The following is a 24,845-nucleotide window of genomic DNA, read 5'->3' as shown; positions in this document are numbered from 1 at the left end:
TTTAGAAACAGTCTCCGGAGTCCGACATGTCCACTACGCCGTACGTGATTGATCAAACCCAGGCCCGCGAGCTTCTGGCCCGGATCGATGTGCCGCAGATCCTGCGCAAGCTGTTCCGCGATCTGGCGGCCGGGCATGCGGTGCAACCGGCGCAGCAACTGGTGGAGTTCCCCCAGGGCGCCGGGGACTTCATCAACTATCTGGGCGTGCTGGCCGAAGACGGCGTGTACGGGGTCAAGACTTCGCCGTACATCATTCGCGAGCAAGGCCCGCTGGTAACGGCGTGGACGCTGCTGATGTCGATGCAGACCGGCCAGCCGCTGCTGCTCTGCGATGCCGGTGAACTGACCACTGCACGCACGGCTGCAACCACAGCTGTCGCGGTCGATGCCCTGGCCCCTTCGAACGCACAACGCCTGGCAATCATCGGCAGCGGCAAGGTCGCCCAGGCGCACCTTCATTACGCCAAGACATTGCGCGACTGGCAGAGCATCAACGTGTACTCGCCCTCCTTGAGCGAAGACCCGGAAACCACCCGCCAACTGCAAACTCTCGATCCACGGGTGAGCATCGCTGACAACCGTGAAGCCGCCATCGCCGACGCCGACGTGATCATGCTCTGCACCTCCTCCGCAGGACCTGTGATCGACCCGGCAACCCTGAGCAAACCGGCGCTGATCACCTCGATCAGCACCAACGCACCGCGCGCCCACGAAGTGCCGCCGCAGAGCCTCAACGACATGCAGGTGTTCTGCGACTATCGTCTGACCACACCGGGTTCGGCCGGGGAAATGCTGATCGCCAGCGAACAGCATGGCTGGGACAACCGCGCGATCCTCGGTGACCTCGCGGATCTGCTCAGCGAAAAAGTGCAACGTCCGGGTTACGACCGTCACGTGTTTTTCCGCTCCATCGGCCTGGGCCTGGAAGACATCGCCCTGGCCAACGCCGTCTATCAATTGCAGCGCTGACACCGGAGATTTTCATGAGTCATGCAGATTTCATCATCATCGGCGGCGGGATTGCCGGCGCGTCCACCGGTTTCTGGCTGTCGCAGCACGGCAAGGTTGTTGTGCTGGAGCGCGAATCGCACCCGGCCTATCACTCCACCGGACGTTCCGCTGCGCTGTTTACCGCCGCTTATGGCACTCCGCAGGTTCGGGCGCTGACCCAAGCCAGCCGGGCGTTTTTCGATCACCCGCCCAGTGGCTTCTGCGAACATCCGCTGCTGACCCCGCGCGGTGAAATGACCGTGGATTTCACCGGTGACGCCGCCGAATTGAACAATCAATACCTCAGCGCCAAAGCTACGGTGCCGGAGATGCAACTGCTCAGCGCGGAAGAAGCCTGCGTGCGATTGCCGATTCTGCGTCGGGAAAAAGTCCACGGCGCGATCTACGACCCGACCGCCAGCGACATCGACACCGATGCGCTGCACCAAGGCTATCTGCGCGGCATCCGCCGCAATAACGGGCAAGTCCTGACCGATTGCGAAGTGCTCGGGCTGAGCCGTGATGCCGACGGCGTCTGGCAAGTGCAGACCAATGGCCAGACCTTCAGCGCGCCCATCGTGATCAACGCGGCAGGTGCCTGGGCCGACAAGATCGGCGCTCTCGCCGGTGCGCGGCCGCTGGGCCTGCAACCGAAACGCCGCGCCGCGTTCATCTTCGCCGGCCCCGAAGGCGTCGACATCCACCATTGGCCGATGCTGGTCAGCCTCGACGAGTCGTTCTACATGAAGCCCGACGCCGGGATGTTCCTCGGCTCCCCGGCCAACGCCGATCCGGTCGAGCCCCACGACGTGCAGCCGGAAGAACTGGACATCGCCATGGGCATCTACCAGATCGAAGAAGCGACGACCCTGACCATCCGCCGACCGACCCGCACCTGGGCCGGCCTGCGCAGTTTCGTCGCCGACGGCGATTTGCTGTCCGGGTTCGATCCGCAGGTGCCGGGGCTGTTCTGGGTTGCGGCCCAGGGCGGCTACGGCATTCAGACTTCGCCGGCGATGGGCATGGCCAGCGCAGCGCTGGTGCGCGGTGAATCGCTGCCCGAGCACCTCAAGCAGTTCGGCCTGAACGCCGCCATGCTCTCCCCTGCCCGCCTGTCCTGACCGCCCACCCGGATGACTCGCCCAACGGATTGCGGCACACTCGCAACGCCCCCGGACCACGGGGGCGTTGACGTTGCCTGGAGCTCCACAGTTATGACCGCCCCCGAACAAACGCCCGAGCCGAATGACGCCGCGCTGGATAACTATCACGCCATCGCCGATGCCATCGCCACCCTGTTCTTTCCCCACGCCGAAGTGGTGCTGCATGACCTGCGCACACAGAAGGTCGACTACATCGCCAACAACCTGTCGAAACGGGTGATCGGTGATGAATCGTCACTGGAAGACATGCTCAGCGACGACGTCAGCGAACGGAATATCGGTCCGTACGAAAAGCTCAACTGGGACGGCCAGAAGATTCGCAGCCTGAGCACCGTGCTGCGCGACAGCGAAGGGCGTCCATTGGCGGTGCTGTGCATCAACCTGAATATTTCGCTGTTCGAGAACGCCAAGGCTGCGCTGGATCTGTTCCTCTCGCCGAGCAAGCTGATTCCGCAACCGGACTCACTGTTTCGCGATGACTGGCAGGAGCGCATCAACACTTTCCTGCACGCCTGGCTGCGCGAGCGGCAACTGAGCCTGAACCTGCTGACCCGCGATCACAAACGCGAACTGGTGCTGGCGCTGCACGCCGAGGGCGCGTTCAAGGGCAAAAGCGCCTCGAACTACGTGGCCAATGTGCTGAATATGGGGCGGGCGACGGTGTACAAACACTTGAAGGAATTGAAGGGCTGAAGATTTTGCGGTGAATCTGACGGCCTCATCGCTGGCAAGCCAGCTCCCACAGGTTTTGTGTACACCGAAAATCTCTGTGGGAGCTGGCTTGCCAGCGATGGCGGACTATCAGTCGCCGTAAATGTCCGACTTGAAGTACTTCTCGGAAATCTTCTGATACTCGCCACTGGCACGAATACCGTCGATGGCAGTGTTCAACTGGCTGACCAGCTCGGTGTTGCCCTTACGCACCGCAATCCCCGCGCCCTCGCCCACGTATTTCGGATCCTTCAGCTCCGGCCCGACAAAGGCGTAACCCTTGCCGCGCGGCATCGACAGGAAATCGGTCAGCGGAATGGTGTCGGCAAAAATCGCGTCGAGACGGCCGGCCGCCAGGTCCATGTAGATTTCTTCGTTGTTGCCATAGCGCTTGACGTTGATGCCCTTGGGCTCGAACACCTCGGTGGCGTAGCGATCGGTGGTGGTCGCACGCTGCACGCCGACGGTCTTGCCCTTGAGGCTGGCGTACTGATCATCCACCGTGGCGCCTTCCTTCATCACCAGCCGCGACGAGGTGAAATAGTACTTGTGGGTGAAGTCCACAGACTTCTTGCGATCCTCGTTGATGGTCATGGACGACAGCGCCATGTCGATTTTCTTCACTTTCAGGGAAGGAATCAGACCGTCGAACTCGCCCTCGACCCACACGCACTTGACCTGCATCTGCGCGCACAGGGCATTGCCGATGTCGTAGTCGAATCCAACGATTTCACCTTGGTCAGTCTTTGAGGCGAAGGGTGGATACGCCGCTTCGATACCGATGCGCAGGGTTTTTTCGGCGGCAAACACGCTGCTGCACGCCAACAGGCTCAGCGCCAGACCGGTGATGAGGGGGAGTTTCTTCATGTTCGTTCTCTCGCGGGTTGTTGTTGGTTTGGCAAGACAGAAGAAAGAGCTGAAACGGGAAACACTTTATTTGTACTTGTAAATCCATACTGGACTTTTACGTACAAACCGTCAATTGGGCAAAAGAGATTGCTTCCTGCTGTTGGTCAGGTGGGTAATTCATAGCATTTTCGGTGTTGCGGATGGCGCCTTCGCGAGCAAGCCCGCTCCCACATTGGAATGCATTTCCCTGTGGGAGCGGGCTTGCTCGCGAAGAGGCCGGGAGAGCAGCGCAGAATCTACTGCTTCCAGCGATCCGCAGCCGCATGATCGCTGTCACGGCCTTCGACCCAGCGCGGGCCGTCGCTGGTGTTCTCTTTTTTCCAGAACGGTGCGCGGGTCTTAAGGTAATCCATGACAAAGGCGCAGGCGTCGAATGCCGCCTGACGATGGGCGCTGGCGGCACCGACGAACACGATCGGTTCGCCCGGCTCCAGCGCGCCGATGCGGTGCAGCACTTCCAGCTTCAACAGCGGCCAGCGCTGTTCGGCCTCGACGGCGATCTTGCCCAAGGCCTTTTCGGTCATGCCCGGATAGTGTTCGAGAAACATCCCGGCGACATCGAGGCCGTCATTGAAGTCGCGCACATAGCCGACAAAACTCACCACCGCGCCGACGCCGACATTGGCCGCGTGCATCGCGTTGACTTCAGCGCCGGGATCGAACGCCGTGGACTGCACACGAATCGCCATGTTTCAGCCTCCGGTCACGGTGGGGAAAAACGCCACTTCGTCGCCATCGACCACCGGCTCGTCGAGCTGGCACAGGTCTTCGTTGCGCGCGCACATCAGGTTCTGTTCGCTCAGCACCTCGGCGCCGTCACGCTTGGCGAGCAAGGCGCGTACGTCTTCCACAGTCGCGAATTCACCTTGGACCTTCACCGAATCCACGCCCAGCGCCTCGCGGTAACGGGCAAAAAACTTCACGGTCAGGTTCATGGCTGCTCCGCCTGGAAATGCCCGCTCTTGCCGCCGACTTTCTCCAGCAGGCGCACGCTTTCGATGGTCATGCCACGATCCACGGCCTTGCACATGTCATAGATAGTTAGTGCGGCGACGCTGGCGGCGGTCAGTGCCTCCATCTCGACGCCGGTCTGCCCGGACAGTTTGCAACGGGCCACGATGCGCACGGCGTCGTCGCCTTCGGCGCTGAGTTCGACCTTGACGCCGGTGAGCATCAGCGGATGGCACAGGGGAATCAGGTCACTGGTTTTCTTCGCCGCCTGAATGCCGGCGATGCGCGCCACGGCGAACACGTCGCCCTTGGGATGGCCGCCGCTGACGATCATCTGCAGGGTGTCGGGCAGCATGCGCACCAGCGCTTGGGCCGTCGCCTCGCGGAACGTCACGGCTTTTTCGGTGACGTCGACCATGTTGGCGCGACCTTGGGAATCGAGATGAGTCAGCACGGGATTACTCCTGATCAGGAGCGCCGATTGTAAACCCGAGGGTCAGAATTGCGCACACAAAAAACCGGGCGACTTTGCAGTCGCCCGGCTCCTTTGTAGGGTTACAGATGCGATTCGGCGTATTCGGCCAGAATCGAACGAGGTACCCCTTGCAGCGTGATGTGTACGCCGTTGGGGAAGTCTTTGAAGCGTTCAGTCAGGTAGGTCAGCCCGGAACTGGTCGCGGACAGGTAAGGGGTGTCAATCTGTGCCAGGTTGCCCAGGCACACCACTTTGGAACCGGCGCCGGCCCGGGTGATGATGGTTTTCATCTGGTGCGGCGTGAGGTTCTGACATTCGTCGATCAGGATCAGGCTCTGCTGGAAGCTGCGACCGCGAATGTAGTTGAGCGATTTGAACTGCAACGGCACTTTGCTGAGGATGTAGTCGACGCTGCCATGGGTGTTTTCGTCATCCATGTGCAAGGCTTCGAGGTTGTCGGTGATGGCGCCGAGCCAAGGCTCCATTTTTTCCGCTTCGGTGCCGGGCAGGAAGCCGATTTCCTGGTCCAGGCCCTGCACGCTGCGGGTGGCGATGATGCGGCGATAACGCTTGCTGACCATGGTCTGCTCGATCGCAGCGGCCAGCGCCAGGATGGTCTTGCCGGAACCGGCGGCGCCGGACAGGTTGACCAGGTGAATGTCCGGGTCGAGCAAGGCGTACAGCGCCAGGCTCTGATAGATGTCACGGGGTTTGAGGCCCCAGGCTTCCTGATGCAACAGTGGTTCCTGGTGCAGATCGAGGATCAGCAGACGGTCCTCTTCAATCTCCTTGATCCAGCCGACAAAGCCCTGCTCATCGATGATGAACTCGTTGATGTGCACGGCCGGCAGGTTGTCGATCAGTTGCACCTGATGCCAGGTGCGGCCATGGTCCTGACGGGTTTCGACCTTGCTCACGCGGTCCCAGAAGGAGCCGGTCATGTTGTGATAGCCGTTGGGCAGCAGGGACACGTCATCGACCAGCTGGTCGGTGCTGTAGTCCTCGGCGTCGATCCCGCAGGCCCGCGCCTTGAGGCGCATGTTGATGTCTTTGGTGACCAGCACCACCGGTTTCTTCGGATCGCGGGTGTGCAGATCGATCAACTGGTTGATGATTTTGTTGTCGTTCAGGTGCTCGGGCAGAATCAGGTTCGATTCGGCCTGTTTGCTCATCAGAATTGACAGCAACCCTTTAGGCCCGCCCTTTCCGCGCTGGATCGGCACCCCTTGCTCGACGTCTTCGGGCGAGGCATCGCCCAGCGTCTTGTCGATCAGCCGGATGGCCTGGCGGCATTCGGCGGCCACGCTGTGATGCCCGCTCTTGAGCTTGTCCAGCTCTTCAAGCACGGTCATCGGGATCGCGACGTGGTGTTCTTCGAAATTCAGCAGGGCGTTTGGATCGTGAATCAGTACGTTGGTATCGAGTACATAAAGGATTGGCTGGTTGGAGGAAGGGCTACGTCCGTGATCATCCATACTCGGTCACCTTTGTGGGAGCCATTCGACGCAATACCTGGGCGGTGCTGCGCCTCGAAGTGACTGCCGAATCCACCTGCGAAGCTTTTGTTCGGAATAGCAGGTGAATTGCACACAAAATGGGTCTTGGAAGACGCCACCTGTGTTGCAGGTTTCGGCGGTCTGACTTCGTAATACTCCAAAACCCGTGACAGAAAAAAGCACTTTGACGCTTTTTTGAAGTTTATTTTGCAAAGTGACGAAAAGCCCTTGGCGGACCGCCCTGCCCCCGTTAGAGTCGGAAGTCCGCCTGCATCGAATCCTGCAAAAAATTTACCCCAAGCCCACTGTTTCCGGGCTCTTGCCGTTTGTCAGCGAAAAGCGTCCTGACAGTCTTCCCAGCCGATGCCGCTTTGCGCGGTCTGCGTGATCAGCCACGGCAACGCCGTCTTCACCGCGTCCTGCTTCATGTTGAAATTGATCACTCCGTGCCGCCACAACAGCATCAGGGTCAGCACCCGCTGCGCGCTCGGATTGCCCTTGAGCTTGCCGGCGCCGTCCTGGGCATCGATGTCCCACAGCGCCACTTGCAGGCCCTGACTGCGCAAGAAACTGCCGGCATCACTGCGGCGCTGCCCCTCCGGTGGACGGAACAGCGGTACGTAGTTTTCCGGCAGCTTGCTTTTCACCAGATCGCTGCTGCGGCGCACCGAGTCCTGCCAGTCCTGCCAGTGGCTGTGGGAGCGGAACTCCCAGCCCTGCACGCCCACGCAGAGTTTCGAGAATTCCGATTGCAGGTTGTTCACCGAGCGATCCGCCAGCCGCGCCTGCACATCCTTGCCCAGCAAAAAGAAGGTGCCGCTCAGACTGGATTTGCGCAGGTAGTCGGCGATCCAGTCGGTGTTGTCCGGCTGCAGGTTGGCGGCGCTGTCGAAACTCAGCAGGAACAAGCGGTCATGCATGTCGTCGCCGTTGCGCTCGTAGTCACCGAAATGATCGACTTCACTGGTGGTCTGCGGCGACAGCGCCGCCTTGCGCATCAGTTCATCCAGATACTGCTGATGGAAGATCCGGCTCGGCTCGGCCCACTTCGTGTAATAGCTTTCCTCGCTGACCACGAACTTGGCTGCCTGCTCGCGCAGGGTCGGCAGGTCTTCGACGAGGAAGCAGAAGGAGGCGTCCTGATCGCAGCTCTGCTGGGCGTAGTTGTAGCTGGTCAGCAACCGCTGCCACAGACGCTCGCGCAGACTGTTGATCGCCTCCAGATTGACCGTGCGCAGCCCCAGACGCTGGGCCAGCGCGGCCTCATCCAGTGCTTCACTGCCCAGCAGGCCCCGGGCGAACATCAGGACTTCCGCCCGGGAGGCGACGTCGAACAGGGTCGGGTTGTCGAGTTTCTCCGGCCAGGTGCTGCGATCAAGCGTGGCAATATCGCCCGGCGCCGCGACGGCCCCGAAGCTCAACAGCCACACGGTGAGTAAAAGAACAATGCGCAAAGGGGTGTCTCCATAACAAAACCCGCGCGGCACTATAGCCGATCCGGCTGGCGAACCGCCGATCACCTATGGACCTGATAGCTGGAGTCATCCGCCCCAACCCCCTAGAATCGCCCCCACGATTAAAGGAGACGACTTCATGCTGATGGTGATTTCCCCCGCCAAGACCCTCGATTACGAAACACCGCCGGCGACCCAGCGCTTCACCCAGCCGCAATACCTCGACCATTCCCAGGAGCTGATCCAGCAGTTGCGCGAACTGACGCCTGCCCAGATCAGCGAACTGATGCACGTTTCCGACAAGATCGGCGGCCTCAATGCTGCACGCTTCGGCAGCTGGACACCGGCGTTCACCCCGGCCAACGCCAAACAGGCACTGCTGGCCTTCAAGGGCGACGTCTACACCGGGCTCGACGCCCAGAGCTTCAGCGAAGCCGATTTCGATTACGCACAACAGCACCTGCGCATGCTCTCCGGCCTTTACGGCCTGCTGCGCCCGCTCGACCTGATGCAGCCGTATCGGCTGGAAATGGGCACCAAACTGGCCAATGCCCGGGGCAAGGACTTGTACGCGTTCTGGGGCACGCGCATCAGCGAATGGCTGAACGAAGCGCTGGCCGACCAGGGCGATGACGTGCTGCTGAACCTGGCCTCCAACGAGTATTTCTCGGCGGTCAAGCGTACGGCCCTGAACGCGCGGATCATCAACACCGAGTTCAAGGACCTGAAGAACGGCCAGTACAAGATCATCAGTTTCTACGCCAAGAAAGCCCGTGGCCTGATGAGCCGCTTCGTGATCCAGGAACGTATCAACGATCCTGCGGCCCTCAAACAGTTCGATGTGCAGGGTTATCGCTACAGCGCCGAGCAATCAAAACCGGACAATCTGGTGTTTCTGCGCGATCACGCACCCGAATAAAGCATGCCCATTGCACGACTCTTTATATAAAGAGTCGTGCACCTCGCACGACGTCAAAAAAACCTCCCTTCTTTTCGCCGATTTATTGGCGCCATAAAAACATCACCCCCATTTCTATCTTTTCTTTCACTCGACAGTTGTCATTTTTTTCAGTAGTGGCACCCAAATTTTTTCCGGGTAGTGGCACAAAACCATCTAACGCGATTATCTGCCTATTAATAAAGGGCGAAATGGAAAGTGCTATCAATATGAGAGCAGTGCCATCTTTCTCAATATTTCAAAAAATTTCAGATTTCGCGATGAGCGGACAGGAACTATGTCCAAATGCATAGCTCATACCACCGGTAACGATTCTCGCCGAATATGTACGAGATAACTTACGCAGAGATCAAAACCATGCAACCAAGTTGTCACAGCAACTTGCCTGAATGGATAACAACTCTGGACAACTAGCGAAGGACAGGAGATACGCACCATCAATATCCCCTACAAGGCCAAGGCCGCGCCCTTATAAACGTGCTCGCCTGAGCACCCAACCGCCCGATCTACAGGCCTGCGCCTGACATCGGGCGCGCAATACGAGATTGCACAAGAGTCCTCTTGCCAGAGGATCCGCTGCATAACAGGGCATGTCACAACAATAAGGCCTGGTTGCGCACATCTTGAGTGCACTTATTTAGACACTCGAAACTTAGTATGCCTGCACACGGCATTGTGACGCCTGCAAGTCACACTTTCGAGTGCACTAAGACCGCTGAACACCATTAACTCCGGCCCTCTAACGGCCTGATATATACAGAGGTAATTGCGATGCGCATCAGCATATTTGGTTTGGGTTACGTCGGTGCAGTCTGTGCCGGTTGCCTGTCTGCACGGGGCCATGACGTGGTTGGCGTCGATGTTGCCAAAGACAAGATCGACATGATCAACGCTGGCAAATCCCCCATTGTCGAACCGGGCCTGGGCGAGTTGCTGGCGCAAGGGATCGAGACCGGTCGTCTGCGCGGCACGACCAACTTCGCCGAGGCGATTCGCGACACCGACCTGTCGATGATCTGCGTCGGCACGCCGAGCAAGAAGAACGGCGACCTGGAACTGAACTACATCGAAGCGGTGTGCCGCGAGATCGGTTTTGTCCTGCGTGAAAAATCCACCCGCCACACCATCGTGGTGCGCAGCACCGTACTGCCGGGCACCGTGGCCAACGTGGTGATCCCGATTCTCGAAGACTGCTCCGGCAAGAAGGCCGGCGTCGATTTCGGCGTGGCGGTCAACCCTGAGTTCCTGCGTGAGTCCACCGCGATCGCCGACTACGACCTGCCACCGATGACCGTCATCGGCGAGTTCGACAAGGCCTCGGGCGACGTTCTGCAATCGCTGTACGAAGAACTCGACGCACCGATCATCCGCAAGGACATCGCTGTCGCCGAGATGATCAAGTACACCTGCAACGTCTGGCACGCGACCAAAGTGACCTTCGCCAACGAGATCGGCAACATCGCCAAAGCGGTGGGCGTCGATGGCCGTGAAGTGATGGACGTGGTCTGCCAGGACAAGACCCTCAACCTGTCCCAGTACTACATGCGTCCGGGCTTTGCCTTCGGCGGCTCGTGCCTGCCAAAGGACGTACGCGCCCTGACCTACCGCGCCGGTTCCCTGGACGTGGAAGCGCCGCTGCTCAACTCGCTGATGCGCAGCAACGAATCGCAAGTGCAGAACGCCTTCGACATCGTTGAGAGCCACGACAAGCGCAAAGTCGCCCTGCTCGGCCTGAGCTTCAAGGCCGGCACCGACGACCTGCGCGAAAGCCCGCTGGTGGAACTGGCCGAGATGCTGATCGGCAAGGGTTACGACCTGAGCATCTACGACAGCAACGTCCAGTACGCCCGTGTCCACGGCGCGAACAAGGATTACATCGAGTCGAAGATCCCCCACGTGTCGTCGCTGCTCAATGCGGATTTCGACTCGGTGATCGACAACTCCGACGTGATCATCCTCGGCAACCGCGACGAGAAGTTCCGCTCCCTGGCTCAACAGGCACCGCACGGCAAACAGGTCATCGACCTGGTCGGCTTCATGGCCAAGGCCACCGATGCCGGCACCCGCACCGAAGGGATCTGCTGGTAACGCAGCAGCAAGCCTCGAGCTTCAAGCCGCACGCCGTGAATCGGCGGGCGGCCTGAAGCCCCCATCACCTTCGGATGACGGTCATGTCCAAGCTCAAACATTTTTTTCTGCAATCCGCCGGCTGGCTTTTGTTTCTGAGCCTGCTGATGGGCCTGGCCCTGATGCTGCCCGAGTCCACGTTCGACTCCGAGTCGAAGGACTTCATTTTCCTGATTGGCGCCGTGGGTATCTGGCGCTACTCGATGGGTGCCACGCACTTTGTGCGCGGCATGATTTTTCTCTACATCGTCTACCCGCACCTGCGCCGCAAGGTTCGCAAGCTGGGCAAGGCGGCAGACCCGTCCCATGTGTTTCTGATGGTCACCAGTTTCCGCATCGACGCGTTGACCACCGCGCAGGTCTACAGCTCGGTGATCCGCGAAGCCATTGACTGCGAACTGCCGACCACCGTGGTCTGCTCCATCGTCGAAATGTCCGATGAACTGCTGGTCAAGGCACTGTGGGCGCGGATGAATCCGCCGGACCGGGTCAAGCTCGACTTCGTGCGCATTCCCGGCACTGGCAAACGCGATGGCCTGGCCTACGGCTTCCGTGCGATCTCCCGCCACCTGCCGGATGACCGCGCCGTGGTGGCCGTGATCGACGGCGACACCGTGCTCGCCGAAGGCGTGGTGCGCAAGACCGTGCCGTGGTTCCAGATGTTCGGCAATGTCGGCGGCCTGACCACCAACGAATTCTGCGAAGTGCGCGGCGGCTACATCATGAGCGAGTGGCACAAGCTGCGTTTCGCCCAGCGCCACATCAACATGTGTTCGATGGCCCTGTCCAAGCGCGTGCTGACCATGACCGGCCGGATGTCGGTGTTCCGTGCCTCCGTGGTGACCAACCCGGACTTCATCGCCGACGTCGAAAGCGACTCGCTGCAACACTGGCGTCTGGGCCGCTTCAAGTTCCTGACCGGCGACGACAAGTCGAGCTGGTTCAGCCTGATGCGCCTGGGCTACGACACCTTCTACGTGCCAGACGCGGCGATCAACACCGTTGAGCACCCGCCGGAAAAGAGCTTCATCAAGGCCAGTCGCAAACTGATGTTCCGCTGGTACGGCAACAACCTGCGGCAGAACTCGCGAGCCCTCGGCCTGGGTGTGAAACGCCTCGGCGCCTTCACCTCGGTGGTGCTGTTCGACCAGCGCGTGTCGATGTGGACCTCGCTGCTGGGCCTGACCGTGGCGATCATCGCCAGCTTCAAATACGGCGGCGCGTTCATCCTCGCGTACCTGCTGTGGATCGGCATCACCCGTCTGATTCTGACGCTGCTGCTGTCGTGCTCCGGTCACCGCATCGGCCCGGCCTACCCGGTGATTCTCTATTACAACCAGATCGTCGGCGCGCTGGTGAAGATCTACGTGTTCTTCCGCCTCGACCAGCAATCCTGGACTCGCCAGCCCACTTCCCTGACCCGTGATCTCGCCAGCTTTCAACGTTGGTTCAACACCTGGTCGTCTCGGACCATGACCTTCTCCGCCGGCAGCATTTTCGTCGCCGTGCTGCTGATGATGGTCTGACCTGCCCCTCTTGAATTAACAAGGAAATCGCCCCCATGAATACCGCCGTCAACGTCAACGTAGTGCATGAATCCGAAGCCCAGCGTCAGCACGCCCGGGTGAAAATCCCGGCCAAGCTGCGGTTCTTCGGCCCTGACCGCGCACCGGTCGAAGCACGGGTCATCGACCTGTCCGCCGGGGGTCTGGCGTTCAACGCCGGGCAACTGCCGCTGACCGTCGGCCAGGTGTACAAGGCGCGCCTGCAATTCGTCATCGACAACCTCGGCATCGCCATGGACGTTGAACTGCAAGTGCGCTCCTACGACCGCCAGACCGGCCGCGCCGGTTGCCAGTTCCAGAACCTCGAACCGCAGGACATTTCCACCCTGCGCCACCTGATCACTTCGCACCTGGCCGGCGACATCGTCAGCATCGGAGAAGTGCTGGCAACCCTGCAGCGCGACAACTTCACCAAGGCACGCAAGACCAAGGACAGCGGCCACGGCATGACCCCGTTCGGGCGTCTGAAAGCCGTGACCTTCAGCGCCGGCATTTTCGCGATCGGTCTCGTGGCGGCGGGTTTCGTTTTCAAGTCGGTGTACAGCATGTACTTCGTCAGCCACGCGCAGGCCGGTCTGGTCAGCGTGCCGGGCATGAACATCACCATGCCCCGCGACGGCACCGTGCAGAGCCTGGTGAAGTCCGACGGCGTTGCCGCCAAGGGCGCGCCGCTGGCGACGTTCAGCACCAGCATGCTCGACGTGCTCAAGGGCCATCTGGATGAAGATCAACTGCAACCGGCCAAAGTTGAAGAGCTGTTCGGCAAGCAGATGACCGGCACCCTCACCTCGCCGTGCGATTGCACCGTGGCCCAGCAACTGGTGGCTGACGGTCAATATGCGAGCAAGGGCGACGTGATCTTCACCCTGGTACCGCGCAACACCCAGGCCACCGTCGATGCGCGTTTCTCCTATCGCCAGTTCGGCGACGTGCGTCCGGGTACACCGGTGAGCTTCCAGATCGCCGGCGAAGACAAGACCCGCACCGGCAAGATCATCAGCAGCACCAGCCTGAAAAGCGCCGACCTGTCCTCCGACATCCGCGTGCAGATCCAGCCTGACGAGCCGCTGGACAGCACCTTCGCCGGCCGCCCGGTGGAAGTGAACAGCGACCGTGGTCCGAACCTGAACTGGCTGATCGACAAAGCCATGGCTGCCGGTCTTTAAGTCGAGGACATGCCTGTGACTACTCCACCCATCTCGAGCACACCACAAACCCTGTGGGAGCGAGCTTGCTCGCGAATGCATTCTGACATTCAGCCTCAGTGCCGACTGACACACCGCTTTCGCGAGCAAGCTCGCTCCCACATGGGTTCAATGTGCGCATTGGCATTGGCAGTGAGTCTGGCCGGTTGCGCCGGCCTGCCCGACCAGCGTCTGGCCAACGAAGCGCTGAAGCGCGGCGACACCGCGACCGCCGCGCAGAACTACCGTGCGCTGGCCGATCTGGGTTACAGCGAAGCTCAGGTGGGTCTGGCCGACATCCAGGTCGACAGCCGCGACCCTGCGCAGATCAAACAGGCCGAGGCGACCTATCGCGCAGCGGCCGATGTGTCGCCACGTGCCCAGGCCCGACTCGGCCGTTTGCTGGTGGCCAAGCCCGGCTCCACCGAAGCCGAGCATCACGAAGCCGAAACCCTGCTGAAGAAAGCCGCCGCCAATGGCGAAGGCAATACGCTGATCCCGCTGGCGATGCTCTACCTGCAATACCCGCACAGCTTCCCGAACATCAACGCCCAGCAGCAGATCGACCAGTGGCGCAAATCCGGTTACCCGGAAGCAGGCCTGGCGCAGGTGCTGCTGTATCGCACCCAGGGCACTTACGACCAGCATCTGGATGACGTGGAAAAGATCTGCAAGGCCGCGCTGCACACCACCGATATCTGCTACGTCGAACTGGCCACGGTCTATCAGAAACGTGCCCAGCCAGACCGGCAAGCCGAGCTGATCAAGCAACTGCAGGCCGGTTACAGCCGTGGCAGCGTCAGCGCCCAGCGCGTCGACTCCGTTGCCCGTGTGCTCGCCGATTCGACCCTCGGCAAGACCGACGAAAAAACCTCGCAATCGCTGCTCGAACCGATCGCACCGGGCTACCCGGCCTCGTGGGTGACGCTGGCGCAACTGCTCTACGACTTCCCGGAACTAGGCGACATCGACCAGATGATGAAGTACCTGGACAACGGCCGCGCCGCCGATCAGCCCCGCGCCGAGCTGTTGCTGGGCAAGCTCTACTACGAAGGCAAACTGGTGCCGGCCGACGCGAAAGTCGCCGAGGAACATTTCCAGAAAGCCGTCGGCCGCGAAGTCGCCGCCGACTACTACCTCGGCCAGATCTACCGCCGTGGCTACCTGGGCAAGGTCTATCCGCAGAAGGCTCTCGACCACCTGTTGACCGCTGCGCGCAACGGCCAGAACAGCGCCGACTTCGCCATCGCCCAGCTGTTCTCCCAAGGCAGGGGCACCCAGCCCGACCCGCTCAACGCCTACGTGTTCAGCCAGTTGGCCAAGGCCCAGAACACCCCGCAAGCCGATGAACTGGCGACCACCCTCGCGGCGCAATTGCCCCCCGAGCGCCTGGCCGAAGCCCAGCGCCTGTTGCAACAGGAACAGGCCAGCCGTGGTGCCTTGAATCAAAACACGCTGCAACTGCACGCCCTGCAAGAAGAAGACGGCGAGGAAAAATTATGAAGTTGAATCCATTCGTGAAGGCCGGCATTGGCCTTACGTTCGCGCTGATCTGGTCTTGCCCGACACTGGCCGCGATCACTGAAACCAAGAACTTCGGCCTCGAAGTGAAAATCACCGGCCAGTCCGAAGACGACCGTGATCTGGGCACCGCGCCCGGCGGCGACGTCAACGGCGTCGGCCTCGACCTGCGTCCGTGGATCTACGGCGAAAGCGGCGCGTGGAGTGCCTACGCCATGGGCCAGGCCGTGACCTCGACCGACATCATCGAGACCGACACCCTGCAACAATCCGACGGTGCCGAAACCACCGACAGCGGTGATCGCAAGACCAAGAAGAACTACCTGGCGATGCGCGAATTCTGGGTCGGCTACAGCGGCCTGACGCCCTACCCCGGCGAGATGCTCAAGTTCGGTCGCCAGCGCCTGCGCAACGACGACGGCCAGTGGCGCGACACCAACATCGAAGCGCTGAACTGGACCTTCGACACCACCCTGCTGCGCGCCAACGCCGGTGTCGCCGAACGCTTCAGCGAATACCGCACCGACCTGAAAGAGCTGGCGCCGAAAGACAAGGATCGCCTGCACGCCTACGCCGATGCGGCGTATCAGTGGACACCGGGCAACTGGGTCGGCATTCGCGGCCATCACACCCACGATAACGGCAAACTCGATTACGCCGAACCGGGCGTGCCCCGCGACACCCTCGACAAAACCCAGAACGGCGACATCAGCTGGCTCGGCCTGACCGCCGACAGCGACGCCTACAACTGGCGCAACACCAACACCGTCAACTACTGGGGCAGCATCACCGGCATGAGCGGCGACCGCGACACGGTCAACCCGCTGAACGCCGACGGTACCCGCCCGGCGCAAGCCAAGCGCAGCGAAGACATCAACGGCTGGGCCACCGACATCGGCGTGCGCCTGCGCCTCGATCCGCAATGGCAGGTCGGTGCGGCCTATGCCCGCGCCAGCGCCGATTACCAACAGAACGGTCTGGAGAGCAACCGCTCGAACTACACCGGTACGCGCTCGCGGGTACACCGCTTCGGTGAAGCGTTCCGTGGCGAAATGAACAACATGCAGACCGCCACGCTGTTCGGTTCCTGGATGCTCAACGACCAGTACGACGCCAGCCTGATCTACCACAAGTTCTGGCGCGTGGACGGCAACAAACCGGTGGGCAGCAACGGCATCAACGCGGTGGAAAACAACACCGACGACGTCACCGGCGCAATCCTCTCCAGCACCTCGCTGCCACTGCAGGACGGCAACAAGGATCTGGGCCAGGAAATGGATCTGGTGGTCACCAAGTACTTCAAGCAAGGCCTGCTGCCGGCGGCGTTGAGCCAATCGATCGACGAGCCTTCAGCGCTGGTGCGGTTCCGTGGCGGCGTGTTCAAGCCGGGTGACGCCTATGGCAGCCAGGTCGATTCGTACATGCACCGCGCGTTCATCGACGTGATCTGGCGCTTCTGATGCAAACCGCGAAGGGAGTGCCCGACATGAACAACCCAAGGAAAGGCTCGCTCAGCCTGTTGGCCGGCGCGATGCTGCTGGCCTCGACTGGCGCCTTCGCCACGGTCGAACCGGCGGCCCCTCAGCCAGGCAAGCCCGTCACCATCGCCAAGGAGCTGCAACAGGCCAAGACCTACACCGTCAGCAGCGCGCCAACTGAAGCGCTGGAGCTGGCCAAGCCGAAACTGCCCGACCTCTCCGGCTTCACCGCCGAAGCCGCCGCCGCGAAAATCGTGCGCAGCAAACCGGGCAAGATCAGCGTGCGCCGGATGATGCAGGAAGACGCCCTGAAGGACTTCATCGGCGGCGACAACAAGATGGCCGAATGGGTGGTGCGTCAGCACGGCATCCCGCAGGCGATCTTCGTCGATGACGGCTACATGAACCTCAAGGAACTGGCGCAGAAACTGCCCAAGCAGTACTTCAGCGAAACCTCGCCGGGCGTGTACCTGGCCAAATTGCCGATCGTCGTGGGCCGCAAAGGCATCCTCGAAATCGACGGCCAGACCCAGGAATTGCGCCTGTCCCAGGAGGCCGGTTCGTTCCTGGTCAATGACGGCCAGTTGTTCGTGCGTGACACCAAAGTCACCGGCTGGCGCGAGAAGGACAACGGCCCGGCAACGTTCCGTTCGCCGAAGGAATTCCGCCCGTTCCTGCTGGCCTGGGGCGGCACCGAGACCTACATCGTCAACAGCAAGATGGCCAGTTTTGGCTACGCCAACAGTAAGTCCTACGGGGTGAGTATTTCCCAGTACACGCCGAACATGGCCAAGGTGCTCAAGCGTCCCGAGCCGACCGGCTGGATCGTCGGTTCCGAGTTCTCGGACATGTGGTACGGCTTCTACTGCTACGAGACCCGCGACTTCGTGGTCAAGGGCAACACCTACAAGGACAACATCGTCTACGGCATCGACCCCCACGACCGTTCCCACGGTCTGATCATTGCCGAGAACACCGTCCACGGTACGAAGAAGAAGCACGGGATCATCATTTCCCGAGAGGTGAACGACAGCTTCATCTTCAACAACAAAAGTTTCGACAACCACCTCTCGGGCCTGGTGATCGACCGTAACAGCGTGAACAACATCGTCGCCTACAACGAGATCTACAAGAACCACACCGACGGCATCACGCTTTACGAGTCCGCCGACAACCTGCTGTGGGGCAACAAGGTCATCAGCAACAAGCGCCACGGCATCCGCATTCGTAACAGCGTGAACATCCGCCTCTACGAAAACATCGCCATGGCCAACGGCCTGACCGGCGTCTACGGCCACATCAAGGACCTGACCGACACCGACCGCGACATCAAGCTCGACCCGTTCGACGCCCAGGTTTCGCTGATCGTGGTCGGCGGTGAACTGGCGGCCAACGGCAGCGGCCCGATGGCCATCGACTCGCCGCTGAGCGTCGAGCTGTACCGCGTGTCGATGCTGGCGCCGACCAAATCCAGCGGCATCAGCTTCAACGGCGTCTTGGGTGACCGACAGGATGAAATTCTCGACCTGCTGGTGCGCCAGCAGAAAGCCGTGCTGATCGACCCTGTCGAACGCCAGACCGAAATGCGGGACTGAGGATAATTTTATGCACCCACACCTGATCAAATTACTCAGCCTGTCGGCCCTGACCGTGGGCATTCTGGCGGCCAGCAATGGCGCCCGCGCGGATGAGGTCCAGCCACCGAAATTCACCGCCGAACCCTGCTGCAGTCTGTGTCCGGCCGCTCATGACGCGAAGAACTACACCACGCGTTATCAGCAGAACTTCACCACGCTGGTGCAAGCCCAGGGCGACTGGCTGTTCCGGACCCAGGAAGACCTGCGCACCGAGTTCAACACCACCCCGGCCGGCTACAAGCGCCTGCAACAGCTGCACGATGCGTTCAAGGCCAAGGGCGTCGAACTGGTGATCGTCTACCAGCCGACCCGTGGCCTGGTGAACCGCAACAAGCTCAACCCGGCGGAAAAAGCCGCGTTCGATTACGAGAAAGCGCTGGGCAACTACAAGACCATGCTCGGTCGTTTCGCGCAGATGGGTTACGTGGTGCCGGACCTGTCGCCGCTGACCAACGAATCGCTGCCCGACACCCTGCCCGCCCACGATTTCTACTTCCGTGGCGACCAGCACTGGACGCCCTACGGTGCACAGCGCACGGCGAAAATCGTCGCCGAGAAGGTCAAGCAGATCCCGGCCTTCGCCGACATTCCCAAGCGCGAATTCGAAACCAAACGCTCCGGGCGCATGGGCAAGACCGGCACCCTGCACAACATGGCCGGGCAGCTGTGCGGCACCAGTTACGCGATCCAGTACATGGATCAGTTCACCACCGAACCGAAAGGCGAAGCCGGTGACGGCGACCTGTTCGGCGATTCCGGGAATCCGCAGATCACCCTGGTCGGCACTTCGCACAGCGGCAAGAACTACAACTTCGCCGGCTTCCTCGAAGAAGCCATCGGCGCCGATATTCTCAATGTCGCCTTCCCCGGCGGCGGTCTGGAAGGTTCGATGTTGCAGTACCTGGGCAGCGACGAATTCCAGAAGACCCCGCCGAAGATTCTCATCTGGGAGTTCTCGCCGCTGTACCGCCTCGACCAGGAAACCATCTATCGCCAGATGATGTCCCTGCTCGACAACGGCTGCGAAGGCAAAGACACGCAAATGTCCGCCAGCACCACGCTCAAGCCCGGCGGCAAACAGGAACTGCTGGTCAACAGCAAGAACCTGAACCTGCAGAACAGCGGCCATCAGGTCGACATCCGCTTCGCCGACCCTTCGGTGAAAAAACTGCAAGCCACCCTCTGGTACATGAACGGTCGCCACGAGGACATCAAGATCGAGAAACCGGAAACCTCCGACACCGACGGTCGTTTCGCCTTTGAGTTGCGCACGGACGAAGACTGGGCCTCGCAGAACCTGCTGGCGGTCGAAGTCCAGGGCCCGGATGCGGGCACCGCGCCACAGAAAGTCGAAGCGAAAATCTGCAAACGCAACGTATTCCCGGGCGCTGGGCAACAAACCGCTCAGGTCGGGCAATGAGGTCTGCCATGCGAAACCGAACGATCAAACATCTGCTTGCGCCATCCCTGCTGACCCTGGCGATGTTCGCCGGGGCCACTCAGGCCGCCGCGCCACTGCGTCCGCCTCAGGGCTACTTCGCCGCTGTGGATAAATTCAAGACCGGCGACAAGAGCGAAGGCTGCGACGCGATGCCGGCGCCCTACACCGGCCCGCTGCAATTTCGCAGCAAATACGAAGGCTCGGACAAGGCCCGCGCGACGCTGAACGTGCAGTCGGAAAAAGCCTTCCGTGACACCACCAAAGACATCACGACGCTTGAGCGCGGCACTGCCAAACGCGTGATGCAGTTCATGCGCGACGGTCGCCCGGAGCAGCTCGATTGCACACTCAACTGGCTGACTGCTTGGGCCAAGTCCGACGCGTTGATGTCCAAGGACTTCAACCACACCGGCAAGTCGATGCGCAAATGGGCGCTGGGCAGCATGGCCTCTTCGTACATTCGCTTGAAGTTCTCCGACTCCCATCCGCTGGCCCAGCACCAGCAGGAAGCGCAGTTGATCGAAGCCTGGTTCAGCAAGATGGCCGATCAGGTGGTCAGCGACTGGGACAACCTGCCGCTGGAAAAAACCAACAACCACTCGTACTGGGCAGCGTGGTCAGTGATGGCGACGTCCATCGCCACCAACCGTCGCGACCTGTTCGATTGGGCGGTCAAGGAATACAAGGTCGGCGTCAATCAGATCGACGCCGACGGCTACCTGCCGAACGAACTCAAGCGCCAGCAACGCGCCCTCGCCTACCACAACTACGCCCTGCCGCCGCTGGCGATGATCGCCAGTTTTGCCCAGGTCAACGGTGTCGATCTGCGTCAGGAAAACAACGGCGCGCTGAAACGCCTGGGTGACCGGGTGCTGGCCGGGGTGAAAGACCCCGAGGCCTTCGAGAAGAAGAACGGCAAAGAGCAGGACATGACCGACCTGAAAGAGGACATGAAATTCGCCTGGCTTGAGCCGTTCTGCACGCTCTACACCTGTTCGCCGGATGTGTTGGAGAAGAAGCACGGGATGCAGCCGTTCAAGACCTTTCGACTGGGTGGCGACCTGACCAAGGTCTACGACCCGTCCCATGAAAAAGGCAACAAAGGTTCTTGAGTACACCGATAAACCCTGTGGGAGCGGGCTTGCTCGCGAATGCGGTCTGACATTCAAAAAATATGTCGACTGACACTCCGCTTTCGCGAGCAAGCCCGCTCCCACAGTGAAGTGATGTCGCCCTCTGAATTTTTGTGGGGGGTTTGGGGGGGCTTTGGCCCTTGACTGTTGGTTCAAACATGGAGAGATCGGGATGGTATTTTCATCCAACGTGTTCCTGTTTCTGTTCTTGCCGATCTTTCTCGGCTTGTACTACCTGAGCGGGCAACGCTATCGCAACCTGCTGCTGCTGATCGCCAGCTACGTGTTCTATGCGTGGTGGCGGGTGGACTTCCTGGCGCTGTTCGCCGGCGTCACCCTGTGGAACTACTGGATCGGCCTGAAAGTCGGCGCCGCCGGCGTGCGCACCAGACCGGCCCAGCGCTGGCTGCTGCTCGGCGTGGCGGTGGACCTGTGCATCCTCGGCTACTTCAAGTACGCCAACTTCGGCGTCGACAGCATCAACGCGATGATGACGTCGGTCGGTCTCGAGCCGTTCATCCTGACCCACGTACTGCTGCCGATCGGTATCTCGTTCTACATCTTCGAGTCGATCAGCTACATCATCGACGTGTATCGCGGCGACACCCCGGCGACCCGCAACCTGATTGACTTCGCGGCGTTCGTGGCGATCTTCCCGCACCTGATTGCCGGTCCCGTGCTGCGTTTCCGTGACCTGGCCGACCAGTTCAACAACCGCACCCACACCCTCGACAAGTTCTCCGAGGGCTGCACGCGGTTCATGCAGGGTTTCATCAAGAAGGTGTTCATCGCCGACACCCTCGCCGTGGTCGCCGACCATTGCTTCGCCCTGCAAAACCCGACCACGGGCGATGCCTGGCTAGGCGCGCTGGCCTACACCGCGCAGCTGTATTTCGACTTCTCCGGCTACAGCGACATGGCGATTGGTCTGGGCCTGATGATGGGTTTCCGCTTCATGGAAAACTTCAAGCAGCCGTACATCAGCCAGTCGATCACCGAGTTCTGGCGCCGCTGGCACATCAGCCTGTCGACCTGGCTGCGCGACTACCTCTACATCACCCTCGGCGGCAACCGCAAAGGCACGCTGATGACCTATCGCAACCTGTTCCTGACCATGTTGCTCGGTGGTCTGTGGCACGGCGCGAACATCACGTACATCGTCTGGGGTGCGTGGCACGGCATGTGGCTGGCGATTGAAAAAGCGTTGGGCCTGAATACTTCGCCGCGCAGCCTCAACCCGATCCGCTGGGCGCTGACCTTCCTGCTGGTGGTCATGGGCTGGGTGATCTTCCGCGCCGAGAACCTGCACGTGGCCGGGCGCATGTACGGCGCGATGTTCAGCTTCGGCGACTGGTCGCTGTCGGAACTCAATCAGGCCAGCCTCACCGGTCTGCAAGTCGCGACTCTGGTTGTGGCTTACGTGACCCTGGCGTTCTTCGGCCTGCGTGATCTGTACACCAATCAGCCTCCGGTCAAAACCAAACCTGCGGTCAACGTCGAGTCCGATGGCCCTGCCGCAGCGACCCCGGGCCTGATCAAGGCTGCCCCCGGCGAAAACCCGGCGAGTATCCACGAACCTGGCTACACCGTCGGCGTCGACGCCCAGGTGCAACCGGCGTACTGGACGGCGGACTGGTCGCGCTACGTGATGCGCGGGCTGATCCTGCTGCTGTTCATCGCCTCGATTCTCAAACTCTCGGCGCAAAGCTTCTCGCCGTTCCTTTACTTCCAGTTCTGAGGGATCTGCCATGACCCGCTCATTACGCATCTTCTACATCGCGCTGTTTCTGGTGACCCTGCTGGTGCTCGGTCTGTGGTCGGTGCGCAGCTTCTTCGGCTTCAGCACCAATGCCGACGCGACGGTACTCAACGGCCGCTGGACCAAAGCCGTGGAAACCCACTACGACGATGAATTCCCGATCAAGCGTCTGGGCACCAATCTCTGGGCCGCGCTGGATTTCAAACTGTTCAACGAAGGTCGTCCGGGCGTGGTGCTCGGTCGCGATCAGTGGTTGTACAGCGATGAGGAATTCAACCCGATCGTCAACGAAGAGCTGAACCTGCAAGGCAACTACGCGCTGGTCGAAGGCGTGCGCCAGACCCTGAAAGAAAAAGGCGTGAAACTGGTGATGGCGATCGTGCCGGCCAAGGTTCGCCTGTACCCGGAACACCTGGGTGAAGTGAAACCGGCGAGCATCCACGCCAACCTCTATCAGGACTTCCACGCCCGTGTCGCGGCCGACAAGATCCTCGCCCCCGACCTGCTCGGCCCGCTGCAAAAAGCCAAGCAGAACGGACAGCAAGTGTTCCTGCGCACCGACACCCACTGGACCCCGGAAGGCGCCGAAATCGCCGCCAACACCCTGGCGAAGACCATCGCTGAAAAATTCCCGCTCAGCGGCGAGCCGCAGCGCTTCGTCACTACGCCGGCGGAGAAGGTCACGCACAAGGGCGACCTGCGTCTGTTCCTGCCGCTGGATCCGCTGTTCGAAAACCTGATGCCGGCGCAAGAGCCGCTGCAAAAGCGCAACACCGTGGCCGCTACCGAACAGCCTGCCGGTGACGACGCGCTGTTCGCCAACAGCGAAGTGCCGGTCGCGCTGATCGGCACCAGCTACAGCGCCAACCCCAACTGGAACTTTGTCGGTGCGCTCAAGCAAGCGCTGCACAGCGACGTCGTCAACTACGCCGAGGACGGCCACGGCCCGATCCTGCCGATGCTCAGTTACCTGAAAAGCGATGACTTCAAGAACAGCCCGCCACAGGTGCTGATCTGGGAGTTTCCTGAACGATATCTGCCTGTGAACAACGAAATCGGCGACGCCGACCCGCAGTGGGTCGCAGAGCTTAAACAAGCCGGCGCGCGCCAACAAAACGTAGCAATCAACACTAAATCCGAGACGCCCGATCGGGCGCAAAACTGAAAGAGAGGTACACCATGACTTTCACTACAACTCCTCGTCGTCTCGCCAAACGCATTGCTCTGGTCGCTGGCCTCAGCGTGCTGTCGGTCCAGGCCTTCGCCGGTGGTGACGCCGCGCTGTACGGCCCGACCGCACCGAAAGGCTCGACCTTCGTACGGGTCTACAACGCCAGCAACGCTGAAGTCAGCGCCACCGTCGGCAGCACCAATCTGAGCGATGTTGCGCCGCTGGCGAGCAGCGATTTCAGCTTCATGCCGGGCGGTGACTACAGCGCCAAGGTCGGCAGCCAGACCCTGCCGGTAAAACTCGCCGGTGACCACTACTACACCCTGGTCAACAACGCTTCCGGCGCGCCGCAACTGATCGAAGAACCGCCGTTCAAGAACAAGCAGAAATCCCTGGTGCGCGTGCAGAACCTCAGCGACAAGCCGCTGACCCTGAAGACCGCCGACGGCAAGACCGACGTGGTTCCAAACGTGGCCGCCAAGGGCCGTGGCGAACGTGAAATCAACCCGGTGAAAGTCAGCCTCGCGCTGTACGAAGGCGACAAGAAAGTCGGCGACGTGAAACCGGTCGCCCTGGAGCGCGGTGAAGCCGCGGTGCTGTACGTCACCGGCAACGGCAGCAACCTGTCGCCAGTCTGGGTGAAGCGCCCGGTGTCGACTCGCTAAGCACATGAAACCGGGCAGCCGTCGCTGCCCGGCACGGAATAACAACAAGAGTGAA

The 24,845-nt window shown here is 60.9% G+C and carries 21 protein-coding genes; 15 read left to right on the top strand and 6 right to left on the bottom strand.

Going from position 1 to position 24,845, the window contains the following annotated elements; genetic code table 11:
• The first annotated feature begins 26 nt into the window (after positions 1-26).
• From CAG02_RS21115 to CAG02_RS21105, 3 genes are all read left to right on the top strand, one after another.
• Positions 27-971 carry an ornithine cyclodeaminase family protein gene (locus tag CAG02_RS21115; protein WP_085711688.1) on the top strand — a complete coding sequence of 315 codons (945 nt, stop codon included), beginning with the start codon at positions 27-29 and terminating at the stop codon, positions 969-971.
• 14 nt (positions 972-985) lie between these two features.
• The gene (locus tag CAG02_RS21110; RefSeq protein WP_085711689.1) at positions 986-2,113 is read left to right on the top strand and encodes an FAD-binding oxidoreductase; all 1,128 of its coding nucleotides are present in this window, start codon (positions 986-988) and stop codon (positions 2,111-2,113) included.
• 93 nt (positions 2,114-2,206) lie between these two features.
• Positions 2,207-2,848, top strand: coding sequence for a transcriptional regulator (locus tag CAG02_RS21105; protein ID WP_085711690.1), 642 nt, complete (start codon positions 2,207-2,209; stop codon positions 2,846-2,848).
• A 108-nt stretch (positions 2,849-2,956) separates the two neighbouring features.
• On the opposite strand, the gene CAG02_RS21100 is transcribed toward CAG02_RS21105, so the two are convergent.
• From CAG02_RS21100 to CAG02_RS21075, 6 genes are all read right to left on the bottom strand, one after another.
• Entirely contained in the window at positions 2,957-3,733 is a 777-nt protein-coding gene (locus CAG02_RS21100) for an ABC transporter substrate-binding protein (protein ID WP_085711691.1), read from the bottom strand.
• A gap of 278 nt (positions 3,734-4,011) precedes the next feature.
• Entirely contained in the window at positions 4,012-4,464 is a 453-nt protein-coding gene (gene moaE, locus CAG02_RS21095; RefSeq protein ID WP_085711692.1) for a molybdopterin synthase catalytic subunit MoaE, read from the bottom strand.
• 3 nt (positions 4,465-4,467) lie between these two features.
• Positions 4,468-4,710, bottom strand: coding sequence for a molybdopterin converting factor subunit 1 (gene moaD / locus CAG02_RS21090; RefSeq protein ID WP_085711693.1), 243 nt, complete (start codon positions 4,708-4,710; stop codon positions 4,468-4,470).
• Positions 4,707-5,180 (bottom strand): cyclic pyranopterin monophosphate synthase MoaC, encoded by a 474-nt coding sequence (gene moaC, locus CAG02_RS21085; RefSeq protein WP_007957321.1) that lies wholly within the window; start codon positions 5,178-5,180, stop codon positions 4,707-4,709. The genes moaD and moaC overlap by 4 nt, the downstream gene beginning before the upstream one ends.
• A 101-nt stretch (positions 5,181-5,281) precedes the next feature.
• Entirely contained in the window at positions 5,282-6,676 is a 1,395-nt protein-coding gene (locus CAG02_RS21080) for a PhoH family protein (RefSeq protein ID WP_085711694.1), read from the bottom strand.
• Between the two features lie 350 nt (positions 6,677-7,026).
• Positions 7,027-8,151, bottom strand: coding sequence for a polysaccharide deacetylase family protein (locus tag CAG02_RS21075; protein WP_085711695.1), 1,125 nt, complete (start codon positions 8,149-8,151; stop codon positions 7,027-7,029).
• 139 nt (positions 8,152-8,290) lie between these two features.
• On the opposite strand from CAG02_RS21075, the gene yaaA reads away from it, so the two are divergent.
• The 12 genes from yaaA to CAG02_RS21015 all read left to right on the top strand — a co-directional run bounded on the left by yaaA (position 8,291) and on the right by CAG02_RS21015 (position 24,790).
• Complete coding sequence (gene yaaA / locus CAG02_RS21070; RefSeq protein WP_085711696.1) at positions 8,291-9,070, top strand: peroxide stress protein YaaA; 780 nt, start codon at positions 8,291-8,293, stop codon at positions 9,068-9,070.
• An 810-nt stretch (positions 9,071-9,880) separates the two neighbouring features.
• Complete coding sequence (locus CAG02_RS21065) at positions 9,881-11,197, top strand: nucleotide sugar dehydrogenase (RefSeq protein ID WP_085711697.1); 1,317 nt, start codon at positions 9,881-9,883, stop codon at positions 11,195-11,197.
• 83 nt (positions 11,198-11,280) lie between these two features.
• Positions 11,281-12,762, top strand: a complete 1,482-nt coding sequence (gene alg8 / locus CAG02_RS21060) for a mannuronan synthase (protein WP_162803455.1) — start codon at positions 11,281-11,283, stop codon at positions 12,760-12,762.
• Between the two features lie 35 nt (positions 12,763-12,797).
• Positions 12,798-13,967: an alginate biosynthesis protein Alg44 gene (locus CAG02_RS21055; protein ID WP_085711699.1), complete on the top strand. Its 1,170-nt coding sequence runs from the start codon at positions 12,798-12,800 to the stop codon at positions 13,965-13,967.
• A gap of 9 nt (positions 13,968-13,976) precedes the next feature.
• The gene (gene algK / locus CAG02_RS21050) at positions 13,977-15,488 is read left to right on the top strand and encodes an alginate biosynthesis TPR repeat lipoprotein AlgK (protein ID WP_371856516.1); all 1,512 of its coding nucleotides are present in this window, start codon (positions 13,977-13,979) and stop codon (positions 15,486-15,488) included.
• On the top strand, positions 15,485-16,966 hold the full coding sequence (locus tag CAG02_RS21045; protein ID WP_085711701.1) for an alginate export family protein: 1,482 nt from the start codon (positions 15,485-15,487) through the stop codon (positions 16,964-16,966). The genes algK and CAG02_RS21045 overlap by 4 nt, the downstream gene beginning before the upstream one ends.
• A gap of 26 nt (positions 16,967-16,992) precedes the next feature.
• On the top strand, positions 16,993-18,579 hold the full coding sequence (gene algG / locus CAG02_RS21040) for a mannuronan 5-epimerase AlgG (RefSeq protein WP_085711702.1): 1,587 nt from the start codon (positions 16,993-16,995) through the stop codon (positions 18,577-18,579).
• 10 nt (positions 18,580-18,589) lie between these two features.
• Complete coding sequence (locus tag CAG02_RS21035) at positions 18,590-20,041, top strand: alginate O-acetyltransferase (protein ID WP_085711703.1); 1,452 nt, start codon at positions 18,590-18,592, stop codon at positions 20,039-20,041.
• 8 nt (positions 20,042-20,049) lie between these two features.
• The gene (locus CAG02_RS21030) at positions 20,050-21,174 is read left to right on the top strand and encodes a mannuronate-specific alginate lyase (RefSeq protein ID WP_085711704.1); all 1,125 of its coding nucleotides are present in this window, start codon (positions 20,050-20,052) and stop codon (positions 21,172-21,174) included.
• 193 nt (positions 21,175-21,367) lie between these two features.
• The gene (locus CAG02_RS21025; RefSeq protein ID WP_085711705.1) at positions 21,368-22,933 is read left to right on the top strand and encodes an MBOAT family protein; all 1,566 of its coding nucleotides are present in this window, start codon (positions 21,368-21,370) and stop codon (positions 22,931-22,933) included.
• 10 nt (positions 22,934-22,943) lie between these two features.
• Positions 22,944-24,119 (top strand): alginate O-acetyltransferase, encoded by a 1,176-nt coding sequence (locus CAG02_RS21020; protein WP_085711706.1) that lies wholly within the window; start codon positions 22,944-22,946, stop codon positions 24,117-24,119.
• A 14-nt stretch (positions 24,120-24,133) separates the two neighbouring features.
• Positions 24,134-24,790 (top strand): alginate O-acetyltransferase AlgF, encoded by a 657-nt coding sequence (locus CAG02_RS21015; RefSeq protein WP_085711707.1) that lies wholly within the window; start codon positions 24,134-24,136, stop codon positions 24,788-24,790.
• Positions 24,791-24,845 lie beyond the last annotated feature (55 nt).

Source organism: Pseudomonas sp. R43(2017) (genome assembly GCF_002112345.1).
Taxonomy (GTDB): Bacteria; Pseudomonadota; Gammaproteobacteria; order Pseudomonadales; family Pseudomonadaceae; genus Aquipseudomonas; species Aquipseudomonas kribbensis.
The sequence above is the reverse complement of the archived record's forward strand: the minus strand, read 5'-3'. Positions and strand labels throughout refer to the sequence as shown.

Bases quoted from the DNA above. Each gene is read 5' to 3' on its own strand.
- CAG02_RS21115 (WP_085711688.1), top strand. From the start codon at position 27: ATGTCCACTACGCCGTACGTGATTGATCAAACCCAGGCCCGCGAGCTT.
- CAG02_RS21110 (WP_085711689.1), top strand. From the start codon at position 986: ATGAGTCATGCAGATTTCATCATCATCGGCGGCGGGATTGCCGGCGCG.
- CAG02_RS21105 (WP_085711690.1), top strand. From the start codon at position 2,207: ATGACCGCCCCCGAACAAACGCCCGAGCCGAATGACGCCGCGCTGGAT.
- CAG02_RS21100 (WP_085711691.1), bottom strand. From the start codon at position 3,733: ATGAAGAAACTCCCCCTCATCACCGGTCTGGCGCTGAGCCTGTTGGCG.
- moaE (WP_085711692.1), bottom strand. From the start codon at position 4,464: ATGGCGATTCGTGTGCAGTCCACGGCGTTCGATCCCGGCGCTGAAGTC.
- moaD (WP_085711693.1), bottom strand. From the start codon at position 4,710: ATGAACCTGACCGTGAAGTTTTTTGCCCGTTACCGCGAGGCGCTGGGC.
- CAG02_RS21080 (WP_085711694.1), bottom strand. From the start codon at position 6,676: ATGGATGATCACGGACGTAGCCCTTCCTCCAACCAGCCAATCCTTTAT.
- yaaA (WP_085711696.1), top strand. From the start codon at position 8,291: ATGCTGATGGTGATTTCCCCCGCCAAGACCCTCGATTACGAAACACCG.
- CAG02_RS21065 (WP_085711697.1), top strand. From the start codon at position 9,881: ATGCGCATCAGCATATTTGGTTTGGGTTACGTCGGTGCAGTCTGTGCC.
- alg8 (WP_162803455.1), top strand. From the start codon at position 11,281: ATGTCCAAGCTCAAACATTTTTTTCTGCAATCCGCCGGCTGGCTTTTG.
- CAG02_RS21055 (WP_085711699.1), top strand. From the start codon at position 12,798: ATGAATACCGCCGTCAACGTCAACGTAGTGCATGAATCCGAAGCCCAG.
- algK (WP_371856516.1), top strand. From the start codon at position 13,977: ATGCCTGTGACTACTCCACCCATCTCGAGCACACCACAAACCCTGTGG.
- CAG02_RS21045 (WP_085711701.1), top strand. From the start codon at position 15,485: ATGAAGTTGAATCCATTCGTGAAGGCCGGCATTGGCCTTACGTTCGCG.
- algG (WP_085711702.1), top strand. From the start codon at position 16,993: ATGAACAACCCAAGGAAAGGCTCGCTCAGCCTGTTGGCCGGCGCGATG.
- CAG02_RS21035 (WP_085711703.1), top strand. From the start codon at position 18,590: ATGCACCCACACCTGATCAAATTACTCAGCCTGTCGGCCCTGACCGTG.
- CAG02_RS21030 (WP_085711704.1), top strand. From the start codon at position 20,050: ATGCGAAACCGAACGATCAAACATCTGCTTGCGCCATCCCTGCTGACC.
- CAG02_RS21025 (WP_085711705.1), top strand. From the start codon at position 21,368: ATGGTATTTTCATCCAACGTGTTCCTGTTTCTGTTCTTGCCGATCTTT.
- CAG02_RS21020 (WP_085711706.1), top strand. From the start codon at position 22,944: ATGACCCGCTCATTACGCATCTTCTACATCGCGCTGTTTCTGGTGACC.
- CAG02_RS21015 (WP_085711707.1), top strand. From the start codon at position 24,134: ATGACTTTCACTACAACTCCTCGTCGTCTCGCCAAACGCATTGCTCTG.